Here is a 24150-nt window from a genome sequence, read left to right on the forward strand (position 1 = left end):
ATAATATGTTTTGTATGTGCGCAAAACAAGCCAGTATCTCATCTGCCGGAGAGAGCAAGCTCCAGACCTATAACAGAGAATATACCTGCTTTTGCACGATTGACATACCTGCCAACCCCCGGCCGTTCCATGATCTTTATGCCAATGTATCCTGCAAACACGGATACAAAAGCGAACACTACCAGAGCCTGAACAAGGAAAATGATGCCCAGGAATACCATCTGCGAAGGAACGCTGCCGGCATCCAGATTCACGAACTGAGGCAGGAAAGCAAGGAAGAAAAGGGAAACTTTAGGATTAAGCAGGTTCATGAATATCCCCCGTCTGTACAGAGTTGTGAGATCACTTTCCCCTACAGTACCGGAAGAAATCAGCCGTTCACCCTCCTTCAGAGCCTTAAAAGCAAGATAGAGCAAATATATGGCACCTGCATATTTCAGAATAGTAAAAGCCAGAGCGGAATTGTAAAGAATTGCAGAGACACCCAGTGCTGCAGCAGTAGTATGGAACAGCAGCCCCGTGCACAAACCTGATGCCGTTGCCATTCCGGCCTTTTTACCACGGGATATGCTCAGTGTAACTACAAAGATAATGTCCGGTCCAGGTAACAATGTAAGGGCAACGGAGGCAGCAATGAAATATACCAGTTGTGTAAGTTCTATCATAGACTTATCCTGACTTCTGAATTCGGTCTATTCCAGATAAGATTTATGTTATCATACTCTGTTTGGACCATTACTGACAGATTCATGTATTGTAGCACAAAAATAATATAAATAAACCTCCCCTTTATGCAAATTGATCATTAACATAATAACATTGAGATCAAAACCGGCCATAATCAATAGAATATATCTATTCCTGAGGGCCAAGATAACAGTACAGGAGATCTCAGATAACTGCAACTATTCTTCCTTAATCAGGAGTGATTCCTATCAAAATACAGATACCTTATGGAAAACAATTTGTTGATCTTGAAGTGGAAATACCCCATGAGGTCGTTGCACCAAATTTCGTAGAGGTAAAAACCGGATCGAATATCATTGATGAAGCCCTGAACAATCCTATTGGAATGGGATCGCTGGAGGATTTCGCCAGAAGCAGTGAAAGGATACTCATACTTGTGAACGATGCCACAAGACCCACACCCACTGCAAAGGTACTCCTTAAGTTACGTGACATCCTCAGGAGCCATGATGATGTAAGATTCCTGGTCGCTACAGGTGCCCACCGTGGCCCGACCGAAGATGAGTTCGGATATATTTTCGGGGAAATCTATGATGAGTTCAGGGACAGGATATTCGTGCATGATGCACGCAGGGATGAGGACATGGAATTCCTGGGAGTTTCCGGCAATGGCACAAAGATCTACCTCAACAGGATGGTTAATGAGAGCATGAACATCATCGTGATCGGAAGTGTGGAGCCTCACTATTTTGCAGGATATACAGGAGGACGAAAGGCATTCCTGCCGGGTGTGGCGTCCTATAGGACGATCGAGATGAACCACAAGCATGCATTATCAGACGCTGCGCAGCCCCTTGCAATCAAGGGTAATCCTGTTGCAGAGGACATGGATGATGCCATGAAATTACTGAAGCACCTGAACATCTATTCCATACAAACCGTCCTGACAGCAGACCACGGCCTTTATGCCATGGTTGCAGGCGATATTTTCAAGTCATTCGATATCGCAGTTGAGAAAGCAAACGAGGTATTCGGTGCAAAATGCAACAGGAAAGGCAATATTGTCCTCACTGCAGCCCCTTATCCCATGGATATCGACCTGTACCAGTCCCAGAAAGCCCTTGAGAATGGCAAGCTGGCACTGGAAGAGGGGGGAATCATTATACTGGTGTCCAAATGCAGGGATGGAGTGGGTGATGGTACGTTCCTGAACCTGCTCTGTTCTGCGAATACTTGTGAGGATGTGATGTGCAGGATAGATGAAGGATACAAGCTGGGATACCATAAGGCTGCCAAGATGGCACAGATCGGCGTCTATGCCGAGATGTGGGCGGTCTCAGACCTTCATAACGACACCCTGAGAATGGCTAAGCTGCAACCAAGCAAGGATATCCAAAAAACCTTTGACAGGGCTGTTGAAAAGATCAAGAGCCAGAATAAGGACCCCTACGCAGTCATCCTACCGCAGGGTAGCCTGACAGTTCCGCTTTTGAAGTAAAAAGAAAAAAAGATCAGAGCTGCATGTAACGTGCAACTTCTCCGAGATCTTCCTCGATCCTGAGAAGCTGGTTGTACTTTGCAGTTCTTTCACTTCTTGCCGGTGCTCCTGTCTTTATAAGATCAGCGGCGATAGCTACGGATATATCAGCAATGGTAGTATCTTCGGTCTCTGCCGAACGATGGCTGACAACCACACTATAACCATTACGCATTGCCATGTGTGCTGCATCCAGAGCTTCGGAAACGGAGCCGATCTGATTGACCTTGAGAAGGAGAGCATTGCCTGCACACATCTCTATACCCTTTGCAAGACGTGCAACGTTGGTCACAAAGAGATCGTCACCTACGATGATAGTTTCCCATGCCTCTGCTGTCAGGGCTGCAAAGTCCTCAAAGGATTCCTCATGGAACGGATCCTCAATGAGAACTATGGGATAGGTCTCAATAAGGTCAAGGTAGTAATCGACAAGTTCGCCAGGCTGGAGCATCTTTCCGTCTATGGAATAGTTCTGTCCGTCGAAGAATTCCGATGCTGCGGCATCAAGACCAAGGGTGATCTCAGATTCGGTGTACCCTGCCTCTTCGATCGCTTTGATAAGTGAATCGAGGGCATCATGGGTCATCTCAAGTGGAGGTGCGTAACCGCCTTCGTAGCCTACATTCGTAGCTGATGCCCCGTATTTGGATTCCAGTACCTTGCCAAGTGCATGGTAGGTCTCGGCACCCATACGCAGGGCCTCACTGAATGAATCGGCACCTTTTGGCTGTATCATGAACTCCTGGATCGACAGGTCGTTACCTGCATGCTTACCACCGTTGAGCAGGTTCATTGTCGGAACTGGTAGCGTATATGAGTTAACTCCACCAAGGTACCTGTATAGTGGCATGTTCAGGGAATCGGCTGCAGCTTTTGCCACAGCCATCGAAACTCCGAGTATTGCATTGGCACCAAGCTCCATCTTATTTTCAGTCCCGTCAAGGGCGAGCATCAGACCATCGATCTCACGCTGATTCCTGGCATCCATGCCCAGTAATTCGCTCTCGATGGTAGTGGTTATATTATCAACCGCATCAAGTACGCCTTTTCCACCGTAACGATCCTCCTTGTCACGCAGCTCAAGCGCTTCATTGCTCCCGGTGGATGCACCGGAAGGAACACTTGCCCTGCCGAAACCGGATGGGGTATGAATATCCACTTCTACAGTCGGATTTCCTCTTGAATCCAGTATCTCTCTTGCACGAATCTTTTGAATTCTATAGTTACTATCTTCGTTGATATACGCCATCCTGATCCACCTTTAAACTTATACACCTACTTTGCAATTACCGTATATATTGTTACCGTTCATATGTAAATGCAGTACATGGAGAATAAACGGTATTTATAATAACACAAATTATATAAACGTAAAAGTATTATAATAATTGAATGAAAGATGCAGAATTTAACTTGTTAGACGGAAAAGGATACGAGATCATAGAATTACTGCAGGGACTGAATGTACCCAGGACAGAATCCATATGTATAGCATGTCTGGTCTGCGGAAATGAATTGACGTCACAGGGTATCGAAAGAGCATCGGGCCTCCGACAGCCAGAGGTAAGCATTGCCATGCGTCCGCTCAGGGACAGGAAATGGATCGAGGAACGCAATGAGAAAAAGAACAATGATAAAGGCAGGCCTTTGAAATACTACAAACTTATAGTAACTTTTGACCACATTGTAGAGATATTTGAAAACGAAGTGCTCAAAAAGAACAGGGAGATCGAGGAAGCCCTGGAACAATTGAAAGAATTGAGCTCCGGCAGTTGAATATCTAAATTTTACCGAAGATGATCGGCGCGAATCCTCTGCCCTCATCAAACGACCTGATGGCGGAAATTCCTGTTATTTCCAGGATGAAGACCTCGACGACCATGAATATCTCACTTTTGCCACGCAGACATCCTACTACAGGAGCCGTGCCCCTCCCTGCTGCGGAGTGGAGATGTATCTTTGGGTTATCCTCCTCGAAGAAGATATTACCTACACCTATGATCTCATGTACATCATTCAGATTCACCCACTGTGTCTCAGGAGGAACCGTATCCTCCTTCGGACCCACAACAAGGTTCGCTTCTTTGACAGCTCCCAGCAGCACGAAGACTGCGGACCTTATATCTTCTATCTTTGCAAGATTCTCCAGTTCATCAAGCAGGTCATCCCCATGGTCCAGCCTTACGGAAAAGACCCTTCCTATCGATCCTTTTGCATATTCCATAGATCCACCATCAATCAATGTTATTATCTTCGGATACCTTTCCGTCCACAAGCCTGATTATGCGGTCAGTCTTCCTGGCCATTTTCTCATCATGGGTCACAAGTATGAAAGTCTGGCCTTTATCACGGTTGAGTTTTCTGAGCAATTCATATATCATATCACTTGACTTTGTATCGAGGTTACCGGTTGGCTCATCCCCGATAACAATGCCCGGACCATTAGCAAGCGCCCTTGCAACAGCAACTCTCTGGGCCTGCCCTCCGGATAGCTGATTGGGACGGTGGTCCATCCTGTCACCAAGCCCCACATCATCAAGCAGATCTGAAGCTATCTTCTTTGCATCCTTTTTATTCTTTCCTGCGATCAGAAGAGGCATCATCACGTTCTCCAGTGCGGAGAAATCAGGTAAAAGATGATGGTACTGGAACACAAAGCCAAGTATCTCGTTGCGTGCCTTTGATCGTTCCTTTTCCGACATTTCCGTAATAACACGCCCGTCTATTGTGATCTTACCTTCCGAGGGAGTGTCAAGTATACCGATCATATGCAGGAGAGTGCTTTTCCCGGAACCAGAAGGTCCTATGATCGACAGGAACTCACCCTTCATGATATCAAGGTCTATGCCATCCAGTGCACGTACCTCCACACCATTCGAGTATATTTTAGAGAGATTTCGGACCTCAATGATATTTGATTCAGCGTTCATGACCATCACAGGAATCTGTTAGACTAGGTTTGAATTTACACTATTTCAATGTATGTGATTTTTTAATGTGATAGAGTGAACACATCACTAAAATAGTCCAATAACAAATTATTAAAGTAGTTTGAAGAACAGATCAGAAAAAAGATTAAGGAATCAATAAGATGGATCCATACCATCTATCTGTGAAAATGCACGGTCCACTTCCTTATCGTTGTTCACACGGTCTTTTTTCTGCTTCTCATAATTAATAGCATCCACAGCTATGGAATAGAGGTTCTCGAGTTCGGATGCCGATTCTAGCGTTAGCACAGTAAGCACCTGAGGAAGTTCTTCGTTCCGCACGATAATACCCTTGAAAACGTGACCTACGGAACTCGATAGTTTTTCCACTTCTGATGAGATGTCGTCTATACTCAGGTATTTCCGGTCACCTTTGATGATGACCATGGACCTGCTTGCTTCCTCATAAACATTTGTTGAGAACAGCAGCCCGGAAGGCGAGAGAGACTCACGGATGGCATTTTTAATAGGCATTTCAGAATCCGCTTCATAGAAACCTATAGTTGCCAGCCCCGCACCTCCACTCATGACAGTCTTGAAATCACCAAGATCAGTGACCATCATCATTTCACTGTCCAGAGCATCCATCAGGAACAGAAGACGCCTTGCTATCATATCATTGATACCGTTATAGGCAGATTCGACATTCCCTCCCATTTGTTTGAGGAACTGGTTATCGGCAAGAATGATACCATCCGCACCACTCTCGCGTATGTCCCTCAGACAGAAAGCGGCATTCTGCAGATAAAGAGTACCTTCTTCCCTGAAGGGCAGGACTACAAGGGCGTAAACAGGGAAATCGAACTTCTGTTTGAACTCTTTCACAAGCAGAGGGGTAAACGATGAACCGGTACCTCCGGATGCAGAAGTAAGAATAAAAGCAACGTCGAAATTCCCCCTTTCCTCGACCTGTTTCAGAATGTTGGCTTTGTTATCCTCAAAAACATGTTTACCCACATTCCTGTTGGCACCGACCCCATGCAGGTGCGGGATATGGATCCTGTCCTTCGCCTTTGTGAATTTCATCTCCTTAAGGTCGTTTATCGCAGTGTTGATAGCAATTGTCTGAACATTGCTTTTGTATTTTTGTTGGGAGTAGAACTTGGCAAATCGGCTCTTTTTACCAAAAGCCTCCCTGTTGATAGCATCAAGTATACGGTTTCCACACTGACCGTTTCCGATGATGAGTATATTGAGCAAGTGAGTCCTCCTGATCTGAATTAAATATGATGAATTTTATACAATATAAAGTTAATCTTTTACCGTTAGCCCCATCAGAACTTATATTGTTTGTGTCTGTGGTACACCCAGCTCGCTATCACTCCGATCAAAAGTAAAGGGATAAGATAAACATAGATCGGCTGCTCGAAAAGGTGGTCGTATTTCCCTTTTGTGACATAGACACTCTTTGTCACAGTTGATGAGCTGACCTCCTGCATCTCCGAGTCCACCCCATTGCTAAAGAGATAAGAACTATCTGCGGAAAGTGTATAGGTCCCTTCTTCAGCGGCCTTTAGCTTGAAAATGATCTCTTTTTCCTGTTGTACTCCGAAGGATTCCATGTATATGGTGGGAACTCCCGATATTTCTTCTATACCCGAATCACCACTAACATATTCAAGTCCTTCCGGAACGATTATCCCTACCGTTACAGCACTTGCAGGAGCATTACCCGTGTTCTTGATCCTGACGGTTCCCTGGAGATCCTTGTTCCTGTCAATGGTGTACCTGTCAACCTCCATTGTAACATCGAGGGTGGCATTCTTCATTAAAGACGAGCCAGAGACTGTAACGGCAGGTCTGTTTGAAGAAGCCTGGGGAAAAGAATCTCCTACTGAGTTAGTGAAAATGGCAGTTGTAGGATTTAATGAAAACGTTCCTGCTTCCGTAGCTTTCAAATCATAGACATATATTTTCTTAACCGCATCACTGGTCGAGACATCAATTCTGCCAGGTGAACCAAGAATATCATCAATTAATATGAACCTTTCTTGATTCGGATCTGAAAAAATAACATCATGCGCATCGCCATCGCCCGTATTTTCAACGGTTACAGTTACACGGATAATGTCTCCAACATTAATATTGCTTTTATCAACTGACTTGGATATGGCTAATACCGGAGTACTGGATAATTCAGCTTCACTGTGACCACCGTTTACGACACCTAGTGTTTTGCTATTGATGAAATCATCATCTGTAATTGTAATGGCCAGTTTTGCCCGGGGAACCACACCTGAGTGTACGGATATAGCAGTTATCTCAACATCCTCGCCTTCTATTTTGAACTTATACGAACCGCCAACCGAAATGAGTTTATCATACTTGGGATCCTTGGTGTCACCCTCATATACCTGAATGATCACAGAATCCTGTCCAGGAAATACTTCGGCCACATCTATAACATAATCATTTATCTGGAAACCGTCGCCCTGTTCTATAGTGTCGTTGTACAGTATTTTGCCGGAGGCACCACCAACTGATATCAACATTAAGAACAGAAACAGTGATGCTAATGTCAGAGTTTTTCCAAAATGGACCATTTTTCCCTCAGATGTAGTTTAATGTAGTTTATTATCTAACTGTTATTTGCTTGATGAGATAGATATATGGTGTTTAATATAAACCTTATGATTATGAAGATATCAACATTTTCTACATGTAGCATCTGTTTTAAGAGAGAAATTCAAGGCTGATGTCCACCCAGCGAGCCTGGTGGATGAGAGAACCCATGGATATTACGTGAACACCCGTTTTAGCATACTCTTCCAGATTCTCAGGCCCGATTCCGCCTGAAACCTCAATGACAATATTTTCAGGCACAGATGCTTTTTTCAGGGCTGCCATTGTTTCTATTACAGTACCGGGATCCATATTGTCAAGCATAATGATATCCGCTCCAAGTCTTGCAGCCAGCAATGCATCTTCAGTGGACTCCACTTCCACCTCTATCTTCTGGGTGAAACTTGCCCTTTTTCGTGCAGATCCGACCGCAGACTCGATGCCCATCATTTTTATATGATTATCTTTTATCATGACAGCATCCGACAGGTTGAACCGGTGAGGATCGCCACCCCCTGCAATGACCGCCATCTTCTCATGCTCACGTATTCCAGGGGTGGTCTTTCTTGTGCATGCGATCTTTGCATCCGAGAAGTTCCTGACGATATTCACACATTTGCGGGTAAGTGTTGCAATTCCGCAAAGATGTCCCAGAAAATTCAGTACCACACGCTCCGCCCTGAGTATCGATACAGAGCTGCCCCGGAGAGAAAAGATCACATCCCCCTCTCTGATGGTATTTCCTTGATCATATTCTGTTTCGGCATTTATTCCGAGATAATCAAAAAAGGATCTGGCAATATCAAGCCCTGCAAGAGTACAGTCCTCTTTCGCAAAAATCACAGCATGAACTTCCATGTCAGGAACCAGAGTACAGGAGACATCATTGAATCCGAGATCCTCCTGAAGATAATGTTCGATATCAGATATCAGCATCCTTTCACCGCGCAATAATTGCCTTCAAGAGATTTATATGCTTTTAATGTGTTAAGGAAAACCTACTTAAGCAATCAATATAAGCAGTAATAAAAATGACAATCGACAGTGTAATTCCGGGAGAGCAGAATGCTTAGAATAGGAGTAATAGGCTGCGGAACCATTGGAACAGCTATATGCAAAGCAATAGATAACGGGATAATTGAGGCAGAACTTGTTGCTATCTACGACAGGAATGTAGAAGATGTTGAAAAGCTGAAAAGTTCCCTTAATAGTTGCAGACCGGATACACTGGACATAATGGACATGTCCAAACAAATAGACCTTCTGGTAGAATGCGCCTCACAGGAAGCAGTATATGAAGTGATACCTGTTGCCCTTCTGGCACATTGCGATGTAATGATCATGAGCGTAGGGGCCTTTGCCGATGAGAAACTGCGCAAGACCATAGAAAACCTGGCCAGGAACAATAACTGCAAGGTATATATGCCATCGGGTGCCATCGTCGGTCTTGACGGGATTAAATCGGCATCTGTTGAAAAGATACATTCTGTGACACTGACAACACAAAAACCTCCGGGAGGACTTGCAGGTGCACCCTTTGTTGACAGGAACAATATCGAACTTGATAAGATAAATTGTAAAACTGTGCTGTTCGAAGGATCCGCAAGCGAAGCAGTCCGGGCTTTTCCTGCCAATGTGAACGTGGCAGCAACTTTGAGTCTTGCAGGCATCGGTTTTGAGAAGACGAGAGTAAGAATAGTTGCAAATCCGGCACTGACGCGCAACATCCATGAGATTACAGTGGAAGGTGCCTTCGGAGAATTTACAACAAGGATCGAGAACATACCTTCACCCACAAACCCCAGAAGCAGTTACCTCGCACCACTGTCTGCAATCGCCACACTCAGGATGATATCGAATCCTTTCCAGATAGGGACATAAAAGAACAATTATACTTCAGGCTATCCGGGAAATAAGCCGGATTACCAGCTGAGACACTGCAAGCAGCTTCCAGGAAAATAATAATTAATCGGTGATCCAATGCAGGACCTACATACAACTATTGAAAAAATAGAAGATATTAAGACAGGGAAAAATGCTGTGATACTGGCTCATAATTATGAAAGGGGTGAGATCCAGGACATAGCCGATTTTACAGGAGATTCCCTGGGGCTCAGCCAGCAGGCAGTGGAACAGGATGCGGATGTCATAGTGTTCTGCGGTGTTCATTTCATGGCAGAAAGTGCAGCCATACTGAGTCCCCACAAAACCGTGTTACTACCTGAGATCCATGCAGGATGTCCCATGGCATCCATGATAACTGCAGAAGCATTACGAACCGAAAAGAAAAAGTATCCTGATGCAGCTGTTGTCTGTTATGTTAATTCGACCGCAGAGGTCAAAGCAGAAAGTGATATCTGCTGCACTTCGGCAAATGCGGTTGAAGTTGTCAACTCGCTTGATGAAGAGGAGATACTTTTTGTACCTGACAAGAACCTTGCTGATTATGTGGCCCGCAACAGCACGAAAAGGATAATTCCCTGGGAAGGCTACTGTCCTACGCACAATCAGATACTCGTCAGTGATATCCTACGCGTCAAGCAAGCACACCCTGAAGCGGAAGTACTTGCACACCCGGAGTGCCGCAGGGATGTCCTTGAGATCTCGGACAGTGTCTTCAGCACCACAGGAATGCTGAACTACGCCAGGAAAAGCACTTGCATGGAATTTATCATTGCCACTGAGAGAGGCATACTTCACAGACTGGAAAAAGATAATCCCGAAAAGAGATTCTATTACGCATCGGAGTTCGCTGTCTGTCCCGAGATGAAGGCCATAGACCTTGATGCTTTACTGCTTTCTCTTGAGAGGATGCAATATGTCATCACTGTTCCCGAAGAGGTACGAGTGAGAGCAAAACTCGCCCTGGACAGGATGCTTGCTGTAAAAAGAAACAGGTAGACCCTTAAAGAACATGAAGGCATATCTTAAGTTGATACGATCAGGGAATTGCCTCATGGCTGCGATAGCCGCAACCATCGGCGTGTTCATCGCCTACAACATTCTCTTATCCAACTCCCAGGGAATTATTCCCTTTCCTTTATATGGATCGTTTATGGTATTTTTCACAGTATTCATGATAACCGGTGCAGGAAATGCCATCAATGATTACTTCGATGTGGAAATAGACAGGATCAACAAACCAGACAGACCAATACCATCCGGCAGTATAAGCCCTTCCGGCGCCCTCTATTTCTCATTGGCGCTATTCATATCCGGAACATGGTCTGCACTTTTGATCAATCCGGCATGTGGTGCTATCGCCTTTTTCAATTCTCTGCTTCTTATTTACTACGCAAGGACACTCAAACGCACTGCATTTCTTGGTAACCTGGCGGTTGGTTACCTCACAGGCTCCGCTTTCCTTTTCGGAGGAGCGGTATTCTTTGAAAGAGGAGGAATTGAAAGTGTTTTCGTGCTTTTCCTGCTTGCCACCCTGGCAACTCTTGCCAGAGAGATAGTAAAGGACATTGAAGATATTGAGGGCGACTTCAAGGACGGTGCGCGTACACTCCCCATCGTGATCGGGCCAAAAAAAGCTGCCGCTTTTGCAGCCCTGATCAGCCTTGTCGCTGTGCTGGCAAGTCCTCTGCCATACTTACAGTCCCTGATGAGTGTCAGGTACCTCGCCCTTGTGGCTGTTGCCGATCTGCTGTTTGTGATCGCGGTATATGAGATCCTGGGCAAAGATGATCCTCAAAGGTCATCCCACATGTTCAAACTGGCAATGACATTTGCCCTGATAGCATTCCTTGCAGGTGCCTGATCAATAAAGGGATATCATGCCCCTTGCAAGTTCCATGGTGAACTCGCCTATATTTTCCAGCTCCTTATCTATGACTTCAGTAACCTCGTCCTGTACTGACTCCACCGTACCCTTTTTCATGATGAGCTGTGCTGCAGCCACCTTCGGTTTGTCAATTGGGACACCGATGTCACTCAGGAGCCATACATAGGCTTCTTCCACATCAGGTACGTTGTTGTATATCCTGTCAGCTATACGATGCGAGAGAATATTGTATATCTTTCCTACATGACTCACAGGATTCTTTCCGGCTGCCGCTTCGCTGCTTACCGGCCTGTTCAATGGGATAATACCGTTCACCCGGTTCCCACGGCCCACCTGTCCACAATCCGCATCCTCTGCCGATGTGCCCGTGACAGTGGTATATATTCCGTTCATGCCGCGGCCCGGCATATCAAGGTTGTTAAGTGAGAAAGTGGTATTCATTGACACTCCTTTTTCTTCTACATAACCGGAAATGAAACTGTCAATAGCATCTGTAAGGTTGTTCTTCATACGGAAGTAGTGCTCTTCGGACTCCAGAAAACGATCAACCACCGGCATGGCCACTGTCATATCAAAATCATTGCCCTTTCTCACACCCATGACCTTAATATCCTCCCCGGATTCAGGGTATTGTTCCTTGAAGTCAGGGGAGTTCAGGTATTTTTCCGTATCCAGTACCATACTCTCTGTGAAGGATAGAGGAGCATATCCCACTGCAGCAGAGCTATCATTGGCACCAAGCACTTCACCTTTTCTTCTGAAAATATCTGTCAGTTCAGCAGAACCTGGTTTCAGCTCCACCTGATAATCCACGTACTCAGGCTCAACGAAACGCAAATTCTCATCGAACCATCTGGTTGCTGTGTCTATCGCCATGCTGCAGACATCAATGTCCTTTCCATCTGCCGAGAATGTAGCACGGTCACCAATGACCAGCAGCATAGGCTGCGTCACCATCCCCCCTCCGAAAATACCTGTAACTTCCCCCGCCACAAGCAGACATTTGTCGACATTGTGGTGGAGGATCTCCCCGAACTCCTGAAGATATTCACCGGACAGTCTCACAGATATATTGTCCATTATTGCATCACAAATACTGTCAGGATGACCCAGTCCTTTTCTTTCGACAATCTCAAGCTGCTGTGCTGCTGCACAGGATGATTTGAATTCTTCTACTGTTATATTTCTCAAAGATATACCCCCATGTACCCCTACATGCATTTTGGCTGTAATCTTATTTGACATTGTAGTACTATAAGAATGTTTAAACTTCCGGATCCTCCACATGAAGGATGTTTGCCATAGAGGCATGTTCCAGATACTCCTTCAGTATCATTGGAAAAGTGCTTGCAGGAACGAAGCGTACCCCAAGTTCCTCAGCCCATTTCTGTATACCGAAATCACTTGCAACAACCGCAGCTTCAAGCTCCTTTGCGAGAATAAGCACATCGATGTCGGGTGCGCTGTCGAGTATACCATAGCGCATGGTTGAGCGATATTTGTTCCGGAATTTGCCGATATGTCCGCCTATGACCCTTCTCTCGGTATCCGCATCAATGTCCTTCTTGTTATCAGCCTTGGTAGTTATAAAAAGGCACTCGGTAGATGAGTTCCATATTGTCTCTTCCGCAATTGTCATTCCTTTGTTGATGCGCTCCCGCATATAGGATACATATTCATGGAAAACCTTGGAAGGTATTTGCACATTATACCGGTCAGGAGCCTTCTTTACTAGCCATGTATCTATCTTTGCGATAACATCCTGATCACACACATTGTTCTGTGCGAATTCCCGCAGTTCATTGTACACTGAAGGGAAGGGTACATAGCAACTGATCCCAAGCTGCATCCGTGCGGAAGCTATCAGCTCCAGGATCTTACGCATCCCGTCACACATGCTCTCAATCCCCATCTTCTCCCTGGCATACAGGTCTGTCAATGCAGTAGTATCCAGAACAAAACGCTGTCTCAACATGCAATTCCTCTTACCCGACACCAGTCCTTAATCAGATCTGTCAAGTGATATACACATTAATGTGTGCGTCGGGGTTAAAGTATTTTTGCTAGTTTTATTTTAGATCAATTCTGAGACGGCAGGAAAGAAGCCTCAAATGAAAATACAAGATCTGTAATTGATCTTTCATCCCTTGCGAATATTTTCGAAGTATTAGCACTAGTATATAAAGTGATTGCACATGATAAAATTTACCTCTATATATATTTATCCATTACCATAATAAAAAAGCAAAACAGACAGTTATTAATTCATTTGAAATATAGTAACTTTTATATAGAAAAATCGGATGATACTCTTCCGTAAAAAATACTACAACTTCAATAGTGTAATAATCAGGGATAATTATGAATTTTCAAAACTTCAGTATCAAAAATAAACTGCTTTTATACATTGTGGTCAGCATCACTTTATTGATGGCGGTCAGCACATATGTGATCGTAGACAAGGTAACTGACCAAGAACTGGAATCAGCAAAAGCCCAGACCGAAAGTATGGCTCAAAGTTATGCCTACAAATACGACAGTGATATCTATTCGAACAAACTGCTCGCAGAGACTCTTGCAAATACTATGGAAAATTACAGGAGTAATGACAGGGATGAGGTGAATGCCATCCTTAAAAATATGCTTGAAGAGAATCCCGCATTGCTGGGCACCTATGTAGGATACGAAGCCGGGGCCTTTGATGATAACGATGCAGCTTTTGCAAACTCTGAAGGACATGACACCACAGGGAGATTCATCCCCTACTGGAGCAGAATAGGAGGTACTGTCGCTCTTGACCCGCTTGCAGGATATGAGACCGACGATTACTACCAGTTACCTAAATCCCTGAAAGAAAATGTTATCCTGGAGCCTTTTATGTATGACGGGGTTATGATGGTCAGCTACGTATCGCCAATCATCAGGAACAGGGAATTTGCCGGAATAGCAGGCGTGGATGTTGCTCTGGATTATATCGATGATGAAGTGTCCCGGGTAACTGTTTTTGATACAGGTTACGCATTTATGGTCAGTAATTCCGGAGTGTTTATGTCACATCCTACTGAAAAGGAATGGATAGGTACACAGTCCCTTACCGACTTCAATGATCCGAAAATGAATCAGATGGCAGCAGACATCAGAAAAGGTGTTACCGGACACATCGAGGGAGTTATCGATCCAACAACCGGTAAAAAGGTCAACATGGTTTATCATCCTGTGGAAACCGCCAATTTCGGCTTCGTCCTGATGATTCCCGAAGAGGAGATACTGGCAGATGCAATGGCTCTCAGAGATCAGCTAATACTCATATCTATTATCGGAATAATCGCCATGGCAGGAATCGCCTTCATTATCGCCAGATCTATTACAAAGCCAATAAATAATATCGTTTCTGATTTCAAGCAGATATCCAGTGATGCACTCATGGGAAAGCTCGACACCAGGGCAAACACCAATGTAGGAATCGATTTTGAGGCTATTCCAAGAGGTCTGAACGACATAATGATATCACTTACGGACATTATAAGTTCTGTGAGCACTAACGCCCGCAATGTTGCAGTAACATCCGAGGAGATGTCTGCATCCATCGAACAGATAACAGCCGCTACCAGCCAGATATCTCAGAATGTGAACAGTATCTCCACGGGAGCTCACAACCAGTCTTTTAAGACAGAGGAAGTTGCAAGGGCCATGGCCGATATGACCAATAACGTCCAGGAGATTGCCAGCAATGCGCAAAAAGCAGCGGAATCGGCCACTTCCACAAGTGATATAATCAGAAACGTCGGCAAACAGTCAGAAGACATGTTACATCAGATGAATGATATCAAGCAGTCGACTGATGGTTCCGCAGTGGCTATCCGGGAGCTTGATGCCAAATCAAAGCAGATAGAAGAAATTGTCAGTCTTATAACAAACATTGCTGACCAGACCAACCTGCTTGCACTCAATGCTGCGATCGAAGCAGCAAGGGCAGGAGAACATGGCCGTGGATTTGCTGTTGTTGCAGATGAGGTTCGCAAACTTGCGGAAAATTCAGGCAATGCTGCCAGCCAAATCTCAGAACTTATCCTTGAGATACAGTCCAGTACAAGTGTCGCTGTCGGTTCAATGGAAAAAGGTACAGAGACCGTCGAATCCGGCGTCACATCTCTTAAATCTACTGTGGAAGCGGTACTGGGCATCGTAGAGGAAAGCAGCAGAGTAGCCACAATGGCTCAGAACATAGCAGCTGCAGCCCAGGAACAATCCGCATCCATTGAAGAGATCACAGCTTCCATGGACGAGGTTGCCTCCATATCCCAGGACGCTGCATCCGGGACCGAGGAAACATCCGCAGCCGTGGAACAGCAGAGCGCTTCCATGCAGGAACTTGCTCAAAACTCCCAGGAACTTGCGGGAATGGCAGCGACAATGCAGGAAATGGTAGAGAAGTTCGTACTATCCCAGGAAGAACTTGAAATGCAGCCGGATTCACCGCTGGCACTGAAGAATGTGAAGGGACTATGAGAAAGTCCCTTTCATTATTTTATTTTAGAGATAAAGATTATTGGTAACCCGTTCCCTCATCCACATCCATTACCTTTTCCTCTTCATTGGCCGCATACCGTGCGAAGGACCCGGATGCCTGTTCATAGAAACTCATGGCTGAACGGGAAGTAGTAGGTTTAACACGCTTTGTCGCCTTTCGGAAATGTTCGGAAGTGACCTTTATGCCTTTTATTCTGGTTTTTATTTCCTCCCGGCTGACTCCGGGAGTAACTACCTCACGCAGGGCAAGCATTGAAGCCTCACGGCAGATAGCTTCTATATCAGAACCTACATAACTGTCTGTCATTTCTGAAAGCTCACGGACATTAACATCATCTGCAAGAGGCTTATTGCTGAGGTGTATCCTGAATATCTTTTCCCTGCCCTTTTTGTCAGGCGGACGCACGTATATCAGCCTGTCGAAGCGACCAGGACGCAACAGGGCAGGGTCTACTATATCCGGGCGGTTGGTTGCTGCCACTATGACCACGTCCTTGAGCTCTTCCACACCATCGATCTCGGTGAGTATCTGGCTCACCACCCGCTCGCTTGCATGAGCGTCTGTGCTCGAGCCACGCTCCGAGGCCATAGCATCGATCTCATCAAAGAATATCACCGTAGGAGCTGCTTGTTTTGCCTTACGGAAGGTTTCACGCACAGCGCGTTCGGACTCTCCGATATACTTGCTGAGAAGTTCGGGACCCTTGATGCTGATGAAATTTGCCTCACTCTCAGTGGCCACAGCCTTTGCAAGCATTGTCTTACCTGTTCCGGGGGGGCCAAAGAGCATAATCCCTCTTGGCGGTCTTGTGCCCACGGCATCGAAAAGTTCGGGAAATTTCAGCGGCCATTCCACAGCTTCGGCCAGTTCCTGCTTGGCATTCTCCAGCCCGCCTATGTCATCCCATTTCACAGACGGGACCTCCACGAAGACCTCACGCATGGCAGAAGGTTCAATGTTCTTTAGCGCATCATCGAAATCTTTTCTGGTAACGATCAGTTTTTCCATGAACTCAGGAGGGATCTCATCCTCCACATCATCGATCTTCAGTTCAGGAAGCAAACGCCTGAGTGCATGCATTGCAGCTTCCTTGCACAGAGAAGAAACGTCAGCACCCACAAATCCATGTGTTACCCCTGCAATCTCCTCAAGGGCCAGCCCTTGCTCAAGCGGCATGCCACGGGTATGGACAAAGAGTATCTGCAGTCTACCCTCCGCATCCGGGATACCAACTTCTATCTCTCTGTCAAAACGTCCTCCCCGCCGCAGAGCCTCGTCAATGGAATTCGGACGGTTGGTTGCGCCTATAACTATAACCTTGCCCCTTGAGGCAAGCCCATCCATCAGTGAGAGCAGTTGTGCGACCACCCTGCGTTCCATCTCCCCGACAACCTCATCACGCTTTGGAGCTATTGAATCGATCTCATCTATAAATACTATTGAAGGAGCGTTCTTTTCAGCGTCCTCGAATATCTCCCGCAGTTTCTGTTCACTTTCCCCGTAGTACTTTGACACTATCTCCGGACCGCTCACTGAAGTAAAATTGGCATCTGTCTCACTTGCAACGGCTCTTGCTATCAAAGTCTTCCCGGTGCCGGGAGGACCGAACAGGAGCACACCTTTTGGAGGGTCAATGGAAAGCTTCTCGAACAATTCGGGATGTTTCAGGGGCAGTTCGATCATCTCCCTCACGAGTCCCAGTTCCCTCTTGAGCCCACCTATATCCTCATAAGTTATCTGGCCTGCAACACTTTCCTGCACAACCGTACTTTCCCTGAGCTGTATCTGCGTGTTCCTGCTGACTATCACAGGACCGGAGGGTTTTGTTGACAGCACGACAAAAGAGATAGGATTATTAACGGCCTCAACCCGGATGCTCTGACCCTTTGTGATGGGACGGCCCTCCAGTATCCTAAGAATAAAACGCGCACCCCCCACCAGGCGGGTTTCCCTTGTGGGTGCCAGCACGATTCTTTCCGCTTCTGTTGCTGCAACCTTCCTGACGGTAGCCCTGTCATCTATACCCACTTTTGCATTATTGCGGAGATTTCCGTCTATTCTGATAATGTCCTTGCCTGCATCATCAAGATATCCCGGCCAGACTATGGCATAGCATTTCTCCTTGTTCCCGATCTCAACGATATCGCCGCTGATGACACCAATACTCTGCATCAGGTCCTTATCAAGCCTCGCAATGCCTCTTCCGACATCACGAGGATAGGCCTGTCCCACACTTACGGTAATCTCCTCGGTCAACTTGAATCACCACGGTAAAAGTATAAAGCATCCGCTAAAACGTTAATGGTCAGACAGATATAGAAAAGCATACCGGATATTAAAAAGATCTGAGCTAAAATCAGCTCACATCTCTTTTTTTAATCTGGCAACCAGTTCTTCCTTGATACAGGACGCCCTGTCGCCTCCGCATACCATACCGCGCACGCCGATTATATCAGGCTTGATACGTTTGAGCATAGGGAGGTCCTCGAATTTCAGGGTGCCTGCAAGTGCGGACAGAAGACCCTGATCACGGATGGCATCTGTGAACATGGTCAGTTCTTCCTCAGTCATGAACTCGAATGTGGAACGTCCGTCCTTTATACCAGTATCAAGCATCACAACGTCAACACCTGCCCGCGCGCCGATTGCCGGAAGCAGTTGAGGGGATATTGAATTGATTCTCTTGTAGTCGGAATAGCCGGATGCCACTACCTTCTTGCCGGGATCCATATCCTTGACAGCCCTTGTTATACTGGTGAGCATGTCAAGTGCCTGCTCCTCGGTCTGTACATCATAGAGCCCTACCTTGATATACTGTGCACCGGCAACGGCAGCACCAAGGGCCGCAAGAGAGGCGGTGCCTGGCTTATAATTAAAGTCCCCGATAGTTGCACTTATAGGTTTGCGGGAATCTATAGCTTCTTTCACAGACTTGATAACCCATGGAAAATTGGCGCCCAATGAACCTTCTTTCGGATTTTTCACATCAATTATGTCAGCACCACCTTGGTGTGCTGCGATTGCCTCTTCAGGGCTAATGGGACTGACGAGTAGTTTCATAGTATAAACCTCTTTTTTATAGCATGACAGATGTATGAATTAAATATGTTTCGTATCCTTTTAGTTCTTGACATTTTTAACCGGACAGTTGTGCACGCACAGGGTGGGAACAGGCATGAATACAAACCTATCCATTACTCCAGCAGTATATGCGACAGTTCGGATCCTATCAAGATAGTCAGAACCATAAAACCACAGGAAGTTTACATTGCCGATCTGAATCTGCTTGAAGGTATCGGTAAAAGAGAAAAGAACTTTGAGATAATTGAGCAGGTTGCCCGCAAGTCAAAGACAATGATCGACCCAGGCATAACCTCACTTTCCGAAACATATGATATACTGGAAATAGCGCAGACTGTTGTCCTGGGAACTGAAACAGCATCTTTTGACACTATCCGGGAAGTAGCTGCGGCACACCCCGGGCGTGTTGTTGTGAGTATTGATAAGAAACATGGCAAGATACTCAGCAAAGACCCCGATATGCCAAGCGATCCCTTTGAAATTGTAGAGATGCTTAACGAATTCGATCTGCAGGACATTATTATACTGGACCTTGACAGAGTTGGCACATCAAGCGGCGTGGATTCACAATTCTTAAGTAAAATAGTTTCCATGTCAAATCATAGTGTGCTTCTTGGCGGAGGAGTCCGCAATACAGAAGACATCGAGACACTCGAGAAGATCGGTCTTAAAGGAGCCATTGTGGCAACAGCACTTCACAATGGATCAATTCCCCTGAAACTGGTACAATGATAGTACTTAATTATGGGTAACTAATTATGGTGTAACTATGGCAGAGAATGAAGATAATATTGAAATTGGTGAAGGATACGCAGAGATTAAGATGGGAGCCGGCTGGTTCCTGACAATAACCCTTGCCTCAAGCGAACGGTATGAGAATGAATATATTGAGATAGCAAAAGAGAGAAGCGGGCAGAAAAAAGGGCGCTTTAACCTGAATCCCAAATATGCACGCTCACTTGGCGAAGCACTTATCCAGTTTGCTGATAAGAACGAGCTTTGAACGGACCCGGGTCACATAGAGGGTTTTTTGAATGTGACCCAAAAAACGCTGCCTTTTCCTTCCGGATTGTCCTCGACCCCGTAATTGCCGTTGTGCAATTCCATAATACGTTTTACGATTGCAAGTCCAAGACCTGTGCCCTTAACACCTTTCTTATCAAGACGTTTGAAACGATTGAAAACAAATAACTTGTTCTCATCCGGTATACCATCCCCATGATCGCCTACTGTTACCTTACAGGCATCACTGCTCTTGTTAAAAACAACGTTTATGTTATCACCCTCGGGACTGTATTTTATAGCATTAGAAAGCAGATTTGCAAATACTTCACTCACAAGAGGATTCACAGCATAGACACAGGGTCCTTCAGAAGATAAAGTCACATTTATATCCTTTTCTTTCAAGGATTGTTCGAATTCCGGAATAACTCCCCTGAAGATCTCGACCAGGTCATTGTCAGAATAGTCTATCTCATCAATGGAATTCAGTTTCTCGTACTTTGAAGCGTTTTCAATCAGGTCAATAAGCCTTTTATTGCTTTGCTGTATCAACCGCAACAGGTGAAGTTTATCTTCGTTGTCTTCGATCTCTTCCAGTATCTCGGTATAACCTTTAATGGTGCCTGCCGGATTTAAGAGGTCGTGGCGAATAATATCTGAGAACAGATCCTTCAGACGATTAAGTTGTTCCAGCTCCATTGTGCGCCTTTTAAGCTCCTCATCATTCCTTTTAGTTTCTGTTATATCCATTATTGTGAAACTGATACCTTTTGCAGGATTGTCAGGATACAAAGGAGTAGCGCTGATCAAAAGATCTATGATGAGCCCATCCTTCCGCTTTGCGTGGGTATCCATGGTTCCCACCCCATACTTTTTTATTCCGGACTTCAGGGCATCTTCCACACAGTTGTGTACATTGCCCATATCAAAAAAAATCCGTGTGCTCTGGCCGATGAGTTCTTCCCTGGAATAACCAAGTATCTCACAACACCTGTCATTGACATCTTCAAGCATACTGTTTCTGATAACACCTATACCGACCGGAGCCGAACGCAATATACTTTCGACCCTTGCCTTGCTCTCATTAAGTTCGACTTCCCTCAATTTTCGCTCAGTTACAGGCACTATCACTTCCATGACAGCGGTTACACTCCCATCATTATCCCTGATAGGGGTCGCAATTATCTCTGACCAGAGAGGGTTGCCGTTCCTGTCAGTACAATATTGTTCACTCACTACCCTTTCAAGACCATTTTTAAAAACTGCTTTGACAGCACATTTCTCACATATAGCCGGCATGTTGTTGTAAACTTCATAGCAGAGTTTATCCCCGACATCACCAAACAAGTTCCTTGCCACTTCATTAACCCACAGGGTGCGAAAGTCCCTGGATATAATAGCCAGGCCGATCCCCATTCCGGAAGTTATCTTCTCGAGACGGTCACGCTCCTCTCTCAGACAGGTCTCCGCTTTTTTCCTTTTCGTAATATCAATAACTATGCCATCATACCTGAATGAGACATCTTTTTGTTTTTTGAGCAAAGAGAGCTCATTGACCCAGATGATATCCCCCGACCTGCTTAAAAGCCTGTAGTCCCCTGAGAAATAGACCGGATCAGTTCTTTCAAATCTATCAACATCTTCAAGCAGCATTTCCCTGTCATCGGGATGAACTATGTCTATGTACCTGATATCTCCCGATTCGAATTCTTCTTTTGTATAGCCCAGCTGGGATATATTATCAGATACGAAGCGAACAGGCCATCCTTTTTCAGCGGACCACCTGAAGATCATTATGGGAATATTATGATAGATGGATGCCTGCTTCCCCGCATCAGATATTCCATCTAAAATATCCTTTTCCCTGGAAATGCACTCACCGGTATCCTCCACATAACCTATCATGCCATCATAAGCTCCCAGCTCATCCATCAGCGGAACAAAAGATACGGTCAGATTCCCCAGTTGCTTTTTTAGAGCGGACACGGTATTTTGAAAGGCAGACTGGCGGAGGGAAGCCCTGGCTTCAAGAAAGATGTCCCAGAGATCAGTCTCCCATTCAATATTATGCTCAGCAATGACATGCTGCAGTTTCTTTCCAATCACATCATCTGCCGTAAGGCCGTAGATATTCTCCATCGACCTGTTAAAGGCAGTAAAATTGTCATTTTTATCTACAACGAATATGCCCACAGGAGCATTCTGTACAATATGAGAATCTATCATCTGTTAGCCACACCCAAATATATCCCAGACCCACCCGGAATGAACATACAGATTATAGTTGACCATAACTATAATTGTTGATAATATATAGATGATAGATTAAGAATGTTTTTATACATCTATATACCGTAATAATGATAGAAAGCTAAGATATTCAGCATCTTTTTTACAAATGAATATCATAAGAAGGAAGAGATAATATCGATGACTTCTGCTTCATTATCATCCATGCTTTTCCCGGCATTTATTATTATAAAAGACTCAGAAGACTCTTCTGCAAGACGCAGATAATTCTCTCGCACACCTGTCAGGAAACCTATCTTCTCGAATTTGGTCTTGTCTCCCCTGCTCCCACATCTTGCAACTGCTGTCTCGGGGTCCACATCGAATAGTATTGTAAGGTCGGGCTCTATTGTCCATCCCCTGTGCATATCCCGGACCCATCCTAAAGGATCATCGAACCTGCCTGAAAGAGTCATTCCCTGATATGCATAACGGCTGGCAGAGTAACGGTCTGAGACAATATTCCTGCCACTTTCGAGTGAAGGCCTGATCAACTTTGATATATGTTCCGCATGGTCCGCGGCAAAAAGCAACAGTTCTGCCAGATGATCCGTATCCGAGTGAATAGCATGGTCAACAGCCTCACCAATCCAGCTTCCTGTGGGTTCACGGGTAAACACGAAATCAGAGAATCCCGGATGTGAAGACAGGCGCCTTGCTATTGTAGATTTACCTGAACCGTCGATACCTTCCAGAGTTATGAGCTTTCCTTTAGCTGACATGCGGTAATAAAAAAGAGAATATGATATTTAGCATATTTGTACAAATACTGCCTAGAAACGTGAGACATCCTCTGAACTGCACTGGAAACATTTTATAGGGAACATATCCGGATTTTCCTGGAATGTGTATTCGCAAACATTGCATCTGAAATATACTTTAGAAGAATCGTGTCCGTCCATTGTTTCTCCTCAAATAAAGTATACAGTATTAATATAAAAATCAATGCCAAGGCATATTAAGTAAATAGAACATTCCTTTCCCAGGGAAGAGATTTTCATGAGCACAATCGGAGTCATTACCAGAGGAAAGTATGGCAAAAGGCTTATCGGGACCATCGTTTCAAGAACCGGACTTGATGTTGTTTCCGCAGCCCTGCCGGAATCTATTCCCGATTTTATTGATGAGCCAGAGGTATTTCTGGAAGAGATCGATCTGGAGAACACTGTCTTCAGATCAGACATCCTTATCACATACTCCCTGCACCCCGACCTTACCATGGCAATCGCACAAAAAGCAGGGAAAGAGGGTGTCAGGTCACTGATAGTTCCAGGAGGTGCTGCCAAGGCTCCGGTAATCGAACTGGACCAGATCGCAAAGCAATATGGAATGTATATCGAAATTGAAGAAATATGCTGTACCCTTTCAGACAATCCGGCAATATCAGATTTTACATCAAAACTTGCAAGACCGGTGCTTGAGATCGACACAGATGGAAACCGGATATCTGCGGTCCGTGTTATACGCGGCGCACCCTGTGGGAGCACCTGGCACATGGCTGAGAAACTGATCGGAACAAAAATAGAGGAGGCTCCCTCAAGAGCAGGCCTGCTTATACAGCAGTACCCCTGCAGGGCTGCCAGAGGCACGCTTGGAGGCATCCATAAGTCTGCCGACATACACAAAGAGACAGTAGAGGAAGCCATCAGAGCACAAAGAGCTAAAGATTCCTGAAACACAA

General features: G+C 45.3%; 23 protein-coding genes. 9 read left to right on the forward strand and 14 right to left on the reverse strand.

Annotated features, from left to right (window positions below; translation table 11 throughout):
* Positions 1-38 precede the first annotated feature (38 nt).
* Positions 39-665 carry a LysE family translocator gene (locus CUN85_RS04880; protein ID WP_135389215.1) on the reverse strand — a complete coding sequence of 209 codons (627 nt, stop codon included), beginning with the start codon at positions 663-665 and terminating at the stop codon, positions 39-41.
* 260 nt (positions 666-925) lie between these two features.
* Here CUN85_RS04880 and larA point away from each other — a divergent pair, with 260 nt between their 5' ends.
* Complete coding sequence (gene larA, locus CUN85_RS04885) at positions 926-2185, forward strand: nickel-dependent lactate racemase (RefSeq protein ID WP_235856201.1); 1260 nt, start codon at positions 926-928, stop codon at positions 2183-2185.
* A 13-nt stretch (positions 2186-2198) separates the two neighbouring features.
* Here the strand turns inward: larA and eno are convergent, their stop codons facing one another.
* Positions 2199-3473, reverse strand: coding sequence for a phosphopyruvate hydratase (gene eno / locus CUN85_RS04890; protein WP_135389216.1), 1275 nt, complete (start codon positions 3471-3473; stop codon positions 2199-2201).
* Between the two features lie 143 nt (positions 3474-3616).
* Between eno and CUN85_RS04895 the strand changes: the two genes are divergently transcribed.
* Positions 3617-4000 (forward strand): transcriptional regulator, encoded by a 384-nt coding sequence (locus CUN85_RS04895; protein WP_135389217.1) that lies wholly within the window; start codon positions 3617-3619, stop codon positions 3998-4000.
* A 4-nt stretch (positions 4001-4004) separates the two neighbouring features.
* Here the strand turns inward: CUN85_RS04895 and CUN85_RS04900 are convergent, their stop codons facing one another.
* The 5 genes from CUN85_RS04900 to nadC form a co-directional block, all read right to left on the reverse strand.
* Positions 4005-4448, reverse strand: coding sequence for a PPC domain-containing DNA-binding protein (locus CUN85_RS04900; RefSeq protein ID WP_135389218.1), 444 nt, complete (start codon positions 4446-4448; stop codon positions 4005-4007).
* Positions 4449-4458: 10 nt separating this feature from the next.
* Entirely contained in the window at positions 4459-5154 is a 696-nt protein-coding gene (locus CUN85_RS04905) for an ABC transporter ATP-binding protein (protein WP_135389219.1), read from the reverse strand.
* Positions 5155-5307: 153 nt separating this feature from the next.
* On the reverse strand, positions 5308-6414 hold the full coding sequence (locus tag CUN85_RS04910) for a cell division protein FtsZ (protein ID WP_135389220.1): 1107 nt from the start codon (positions 6412-6414) through the stop codon (positions 5308-5310).
* A gap of 74 nt (positions 6415-6488) precedes the next feature.
* Positions 6489-7706 (reverse strand): DUF11 domain-containing protein, encoded by a 1218-nt coding sequence (locus tag CUN85_RS04915; protein WP_167848794.1) that lies wholly within the window; start codon positions 7704-7706, stop codon positions 6489-6491.
* Between the two features lie 181 nt (positions 7707-7887).
* Positions 7888-8712, reverse strand: a complete 825-nt coding sequence (gene nadC, locus CUN85_RS04920; RefSeq protein WP_135389222.1) for a carboxylating nicotinate-nucleotide diphosphorylase — start codon at positions 8710-8712, stop codon at positions 7888-7890.
* A 129-nt stretch (positions 8713-8841) separates the two neighbouring features.
* Here nadC and CUN85_RS04925 point away from each other — a divergent pair, with 129 nt between their 5' ends.
* The 3 genes from CUN85_RS04925 (at position 8842) to CUN85_RS04935 (ending at position 11542) form a co-directional block, all read left to right on the forward strand.
* Entirely contained in the window at positions 8842-9657 is an 816-nt protein-coding gene (locus CUN85_RS04925) for an aspartate dehydrogenase (RefSeq protein WP_135389223.1), read from the forward strand.
* Between the two features lie 99 nt (positions 9658-9756).
* A complete protein-coding gene (gene nadA, locus CUN85_RS04930) occupies positions 9757-10677 on the forward strand; it encodes a quinolinate synthase NadA (protein WP_135389224.1) in 921 nt (306 codons plus the stop codon).
* A 13-nt stretch (positions 10678-10690) separates the two neighbouring features.
* Positions 10691-11542 carry a geranylgeranylglycerol-phosphate geranylgeranyltransferase gene (locus CUN85_RS04935; protein ID WP_135389225.1) on the forward strand — a complete coding sequence of 284 codons (852 nt, stop codon included), beginning with the start codon at positions 10691-10693 and terminating at the stop codon, positions 11540-11542.
* Here CUN85_RS04935 and CUN85_RS04940 read toward each other — a convergent pair whose 3' ends face one another.
* Together CUN85_RS04940 and CUN85_RS04945 are read right to left on the reverse strand one after the other, a co-directional pair.
* A complete protein-coding gene (locus tag CUN85_RS04940) occupies positions 11543-12757 on the reverse strand; it encodes a methionine adenosyltransferase (RefSeq protein ID WP_135389226.1) in 1215 nt (404 codons plus the stop codon).
* Positions 12758-12830: 73 nt separating this feature from the next.
* A complete protein-coding gene (locus CUN85_RS04945; RefSeq protein ID WP_135389227.1) occupies positions 12831-13541 on the reverse strand; it encodes an RNA ligase partner protein in 711 nt (236 codons plus the stop codon).
* A 455-nt stretch (positions 13542-13996) separates the two neighbouring features.
* On the opposite strand from CUN85_RS04945, the gene CUN85_RS04950 reads away from it, so the two are divergent.
* Positions 13997-16075 carry a methyl-accepting chemotaxis protein gene (locus tag CUN85_RS04950; RefSeq protein WP_235856202.1) on the forward strand — a complete coding sequence of 693 codons (2079 nt, stop codon included), beginning with the start codon at positions 13997-13999 and terminating at the stop codon, positions 16073-16075.
* 37 nt (positions 16076-16112) lie between these two features.
* On the opposite strand, the gene CUN85_RS04955 is transcribed toward CUN85_RS04950, so the two are convergent.
* Together CUN85_RS04955 and CUN85_RS04960 are read right to left on the reverse strand one after the other, a co-directional pair.
* Positions 16113-18353, reverse strand: a complete 2241-nt coding sequence (locus CUN85_RS04955) for a CDC48 family AAA ATPase (protein WP_135389229.1) — start codon at positions 18351-18353, stop codon at positions 16113-16115.
* A 105-nt stretch (positions 18354-18458) separates the two neighbouring features.
* Complete coding sequence (locus CUN85_RS04960) at positions 18459-19157, reverse strand: (5-formylfuran-3-yl)methyl phosphate synthase (RefSeq protein ID WP_135389230.1); 699 nt, start codon at positions 19155-19157, stop codon at positions 18459-18461.
* Positions 19158-19202: 45 nt separating this feature from the next.
* On the opposite strand from CUN85_RS04960, the gene CUN85_RS04965 reads away from it, so the two are divergent.
* Entirely contained in the window at positions 19203-19910 is a 708-nt protein-coding gene (locus CUN85_RS04965) for a HisA/HisF-related TIM barrel protein (RefSeq protein ID WP_167848795.1), read from the forward strand.
* Positions 19911-19947: 37 nt separating this feature from the next.
* Positions 19948-20181 (forward strand): hypothetical protein, encoded by a 234-nt coding sequence (locus CUN85_RS04970; RefSeq protein ID WP_135389232.1) that lies wholly within the window; start codon positions 19948-19950, stop codon positions 20179-20181.
* An 11-nt stretch (positions 20182-20192) separates the two neighbouring features.
* Here CUN85_RS04970 and CUN85_RS04975 read toward each other — a convergent pair whose 3' ends face one another.
* The 3 genes from CUN85_RS04975 to CUN85_RS13505 form a co-directional block, all read right to left on the reverse strand.
* Positions 20193-22406 carry a PAS domain S-box protein gene (locus CUN85_RS04975; RefSeq protein WP_135389233.1) on the reverse strand — a complete coding sequence of 738 codons (2214 nt, stop codon included), beginning with the start codon at positions 22404-22406 and terminating at the stop codon, positions 20193-20195.
* 179 nt (positions 22407-22585) lie between these two features.
* Positions 22586-23191: a dTMP kinase gene (gene tmk / locus CUN85_RS04980; RefSeq protein ID WP_135389234.1), complete on the reverse strand. Its 606-nt coding sequence runs from the start codon at positions 23189-23191 to the stop codon at positions 22586-22588.
* 51 nt (positions 23192-23242) lie between these two features.
* Entirely contained in the window at positions 23243-23371 is a 129-nt protein-coding gene (locus CUN85_RS13505) for a hypothetical protein (RefSeq protein WP_268921590.1), read from the reverse strand.
* A 97-nt stretch (positions 23372-23468) separates the two neighbouring features.
* On the opposite strand from CUN85_RS13505, the gene CUN85_RS04985 reads away from it, so the two are divergent.
* Entirely contained in the window at positions 23469-24143 is a 675-nt protein-coding gene (locus CUN85_RS04985) for a DUF166 domain-containing protein (protein ID WP_135389235.1), read from the forward strand.
* The last annotated feature ends 7 nt before the right edge of the window (positions 24144-24150 follow it).

It is taken from the genome of Methanolobus halotolerans (assembly GCF_004745425.1).
Lineage (GTDB): Archaea > Halobacteriota > Methanosarcinia > Methanosarcinales > Methanosarcinaceae > Methanolobus > Methanolobus halotolerans.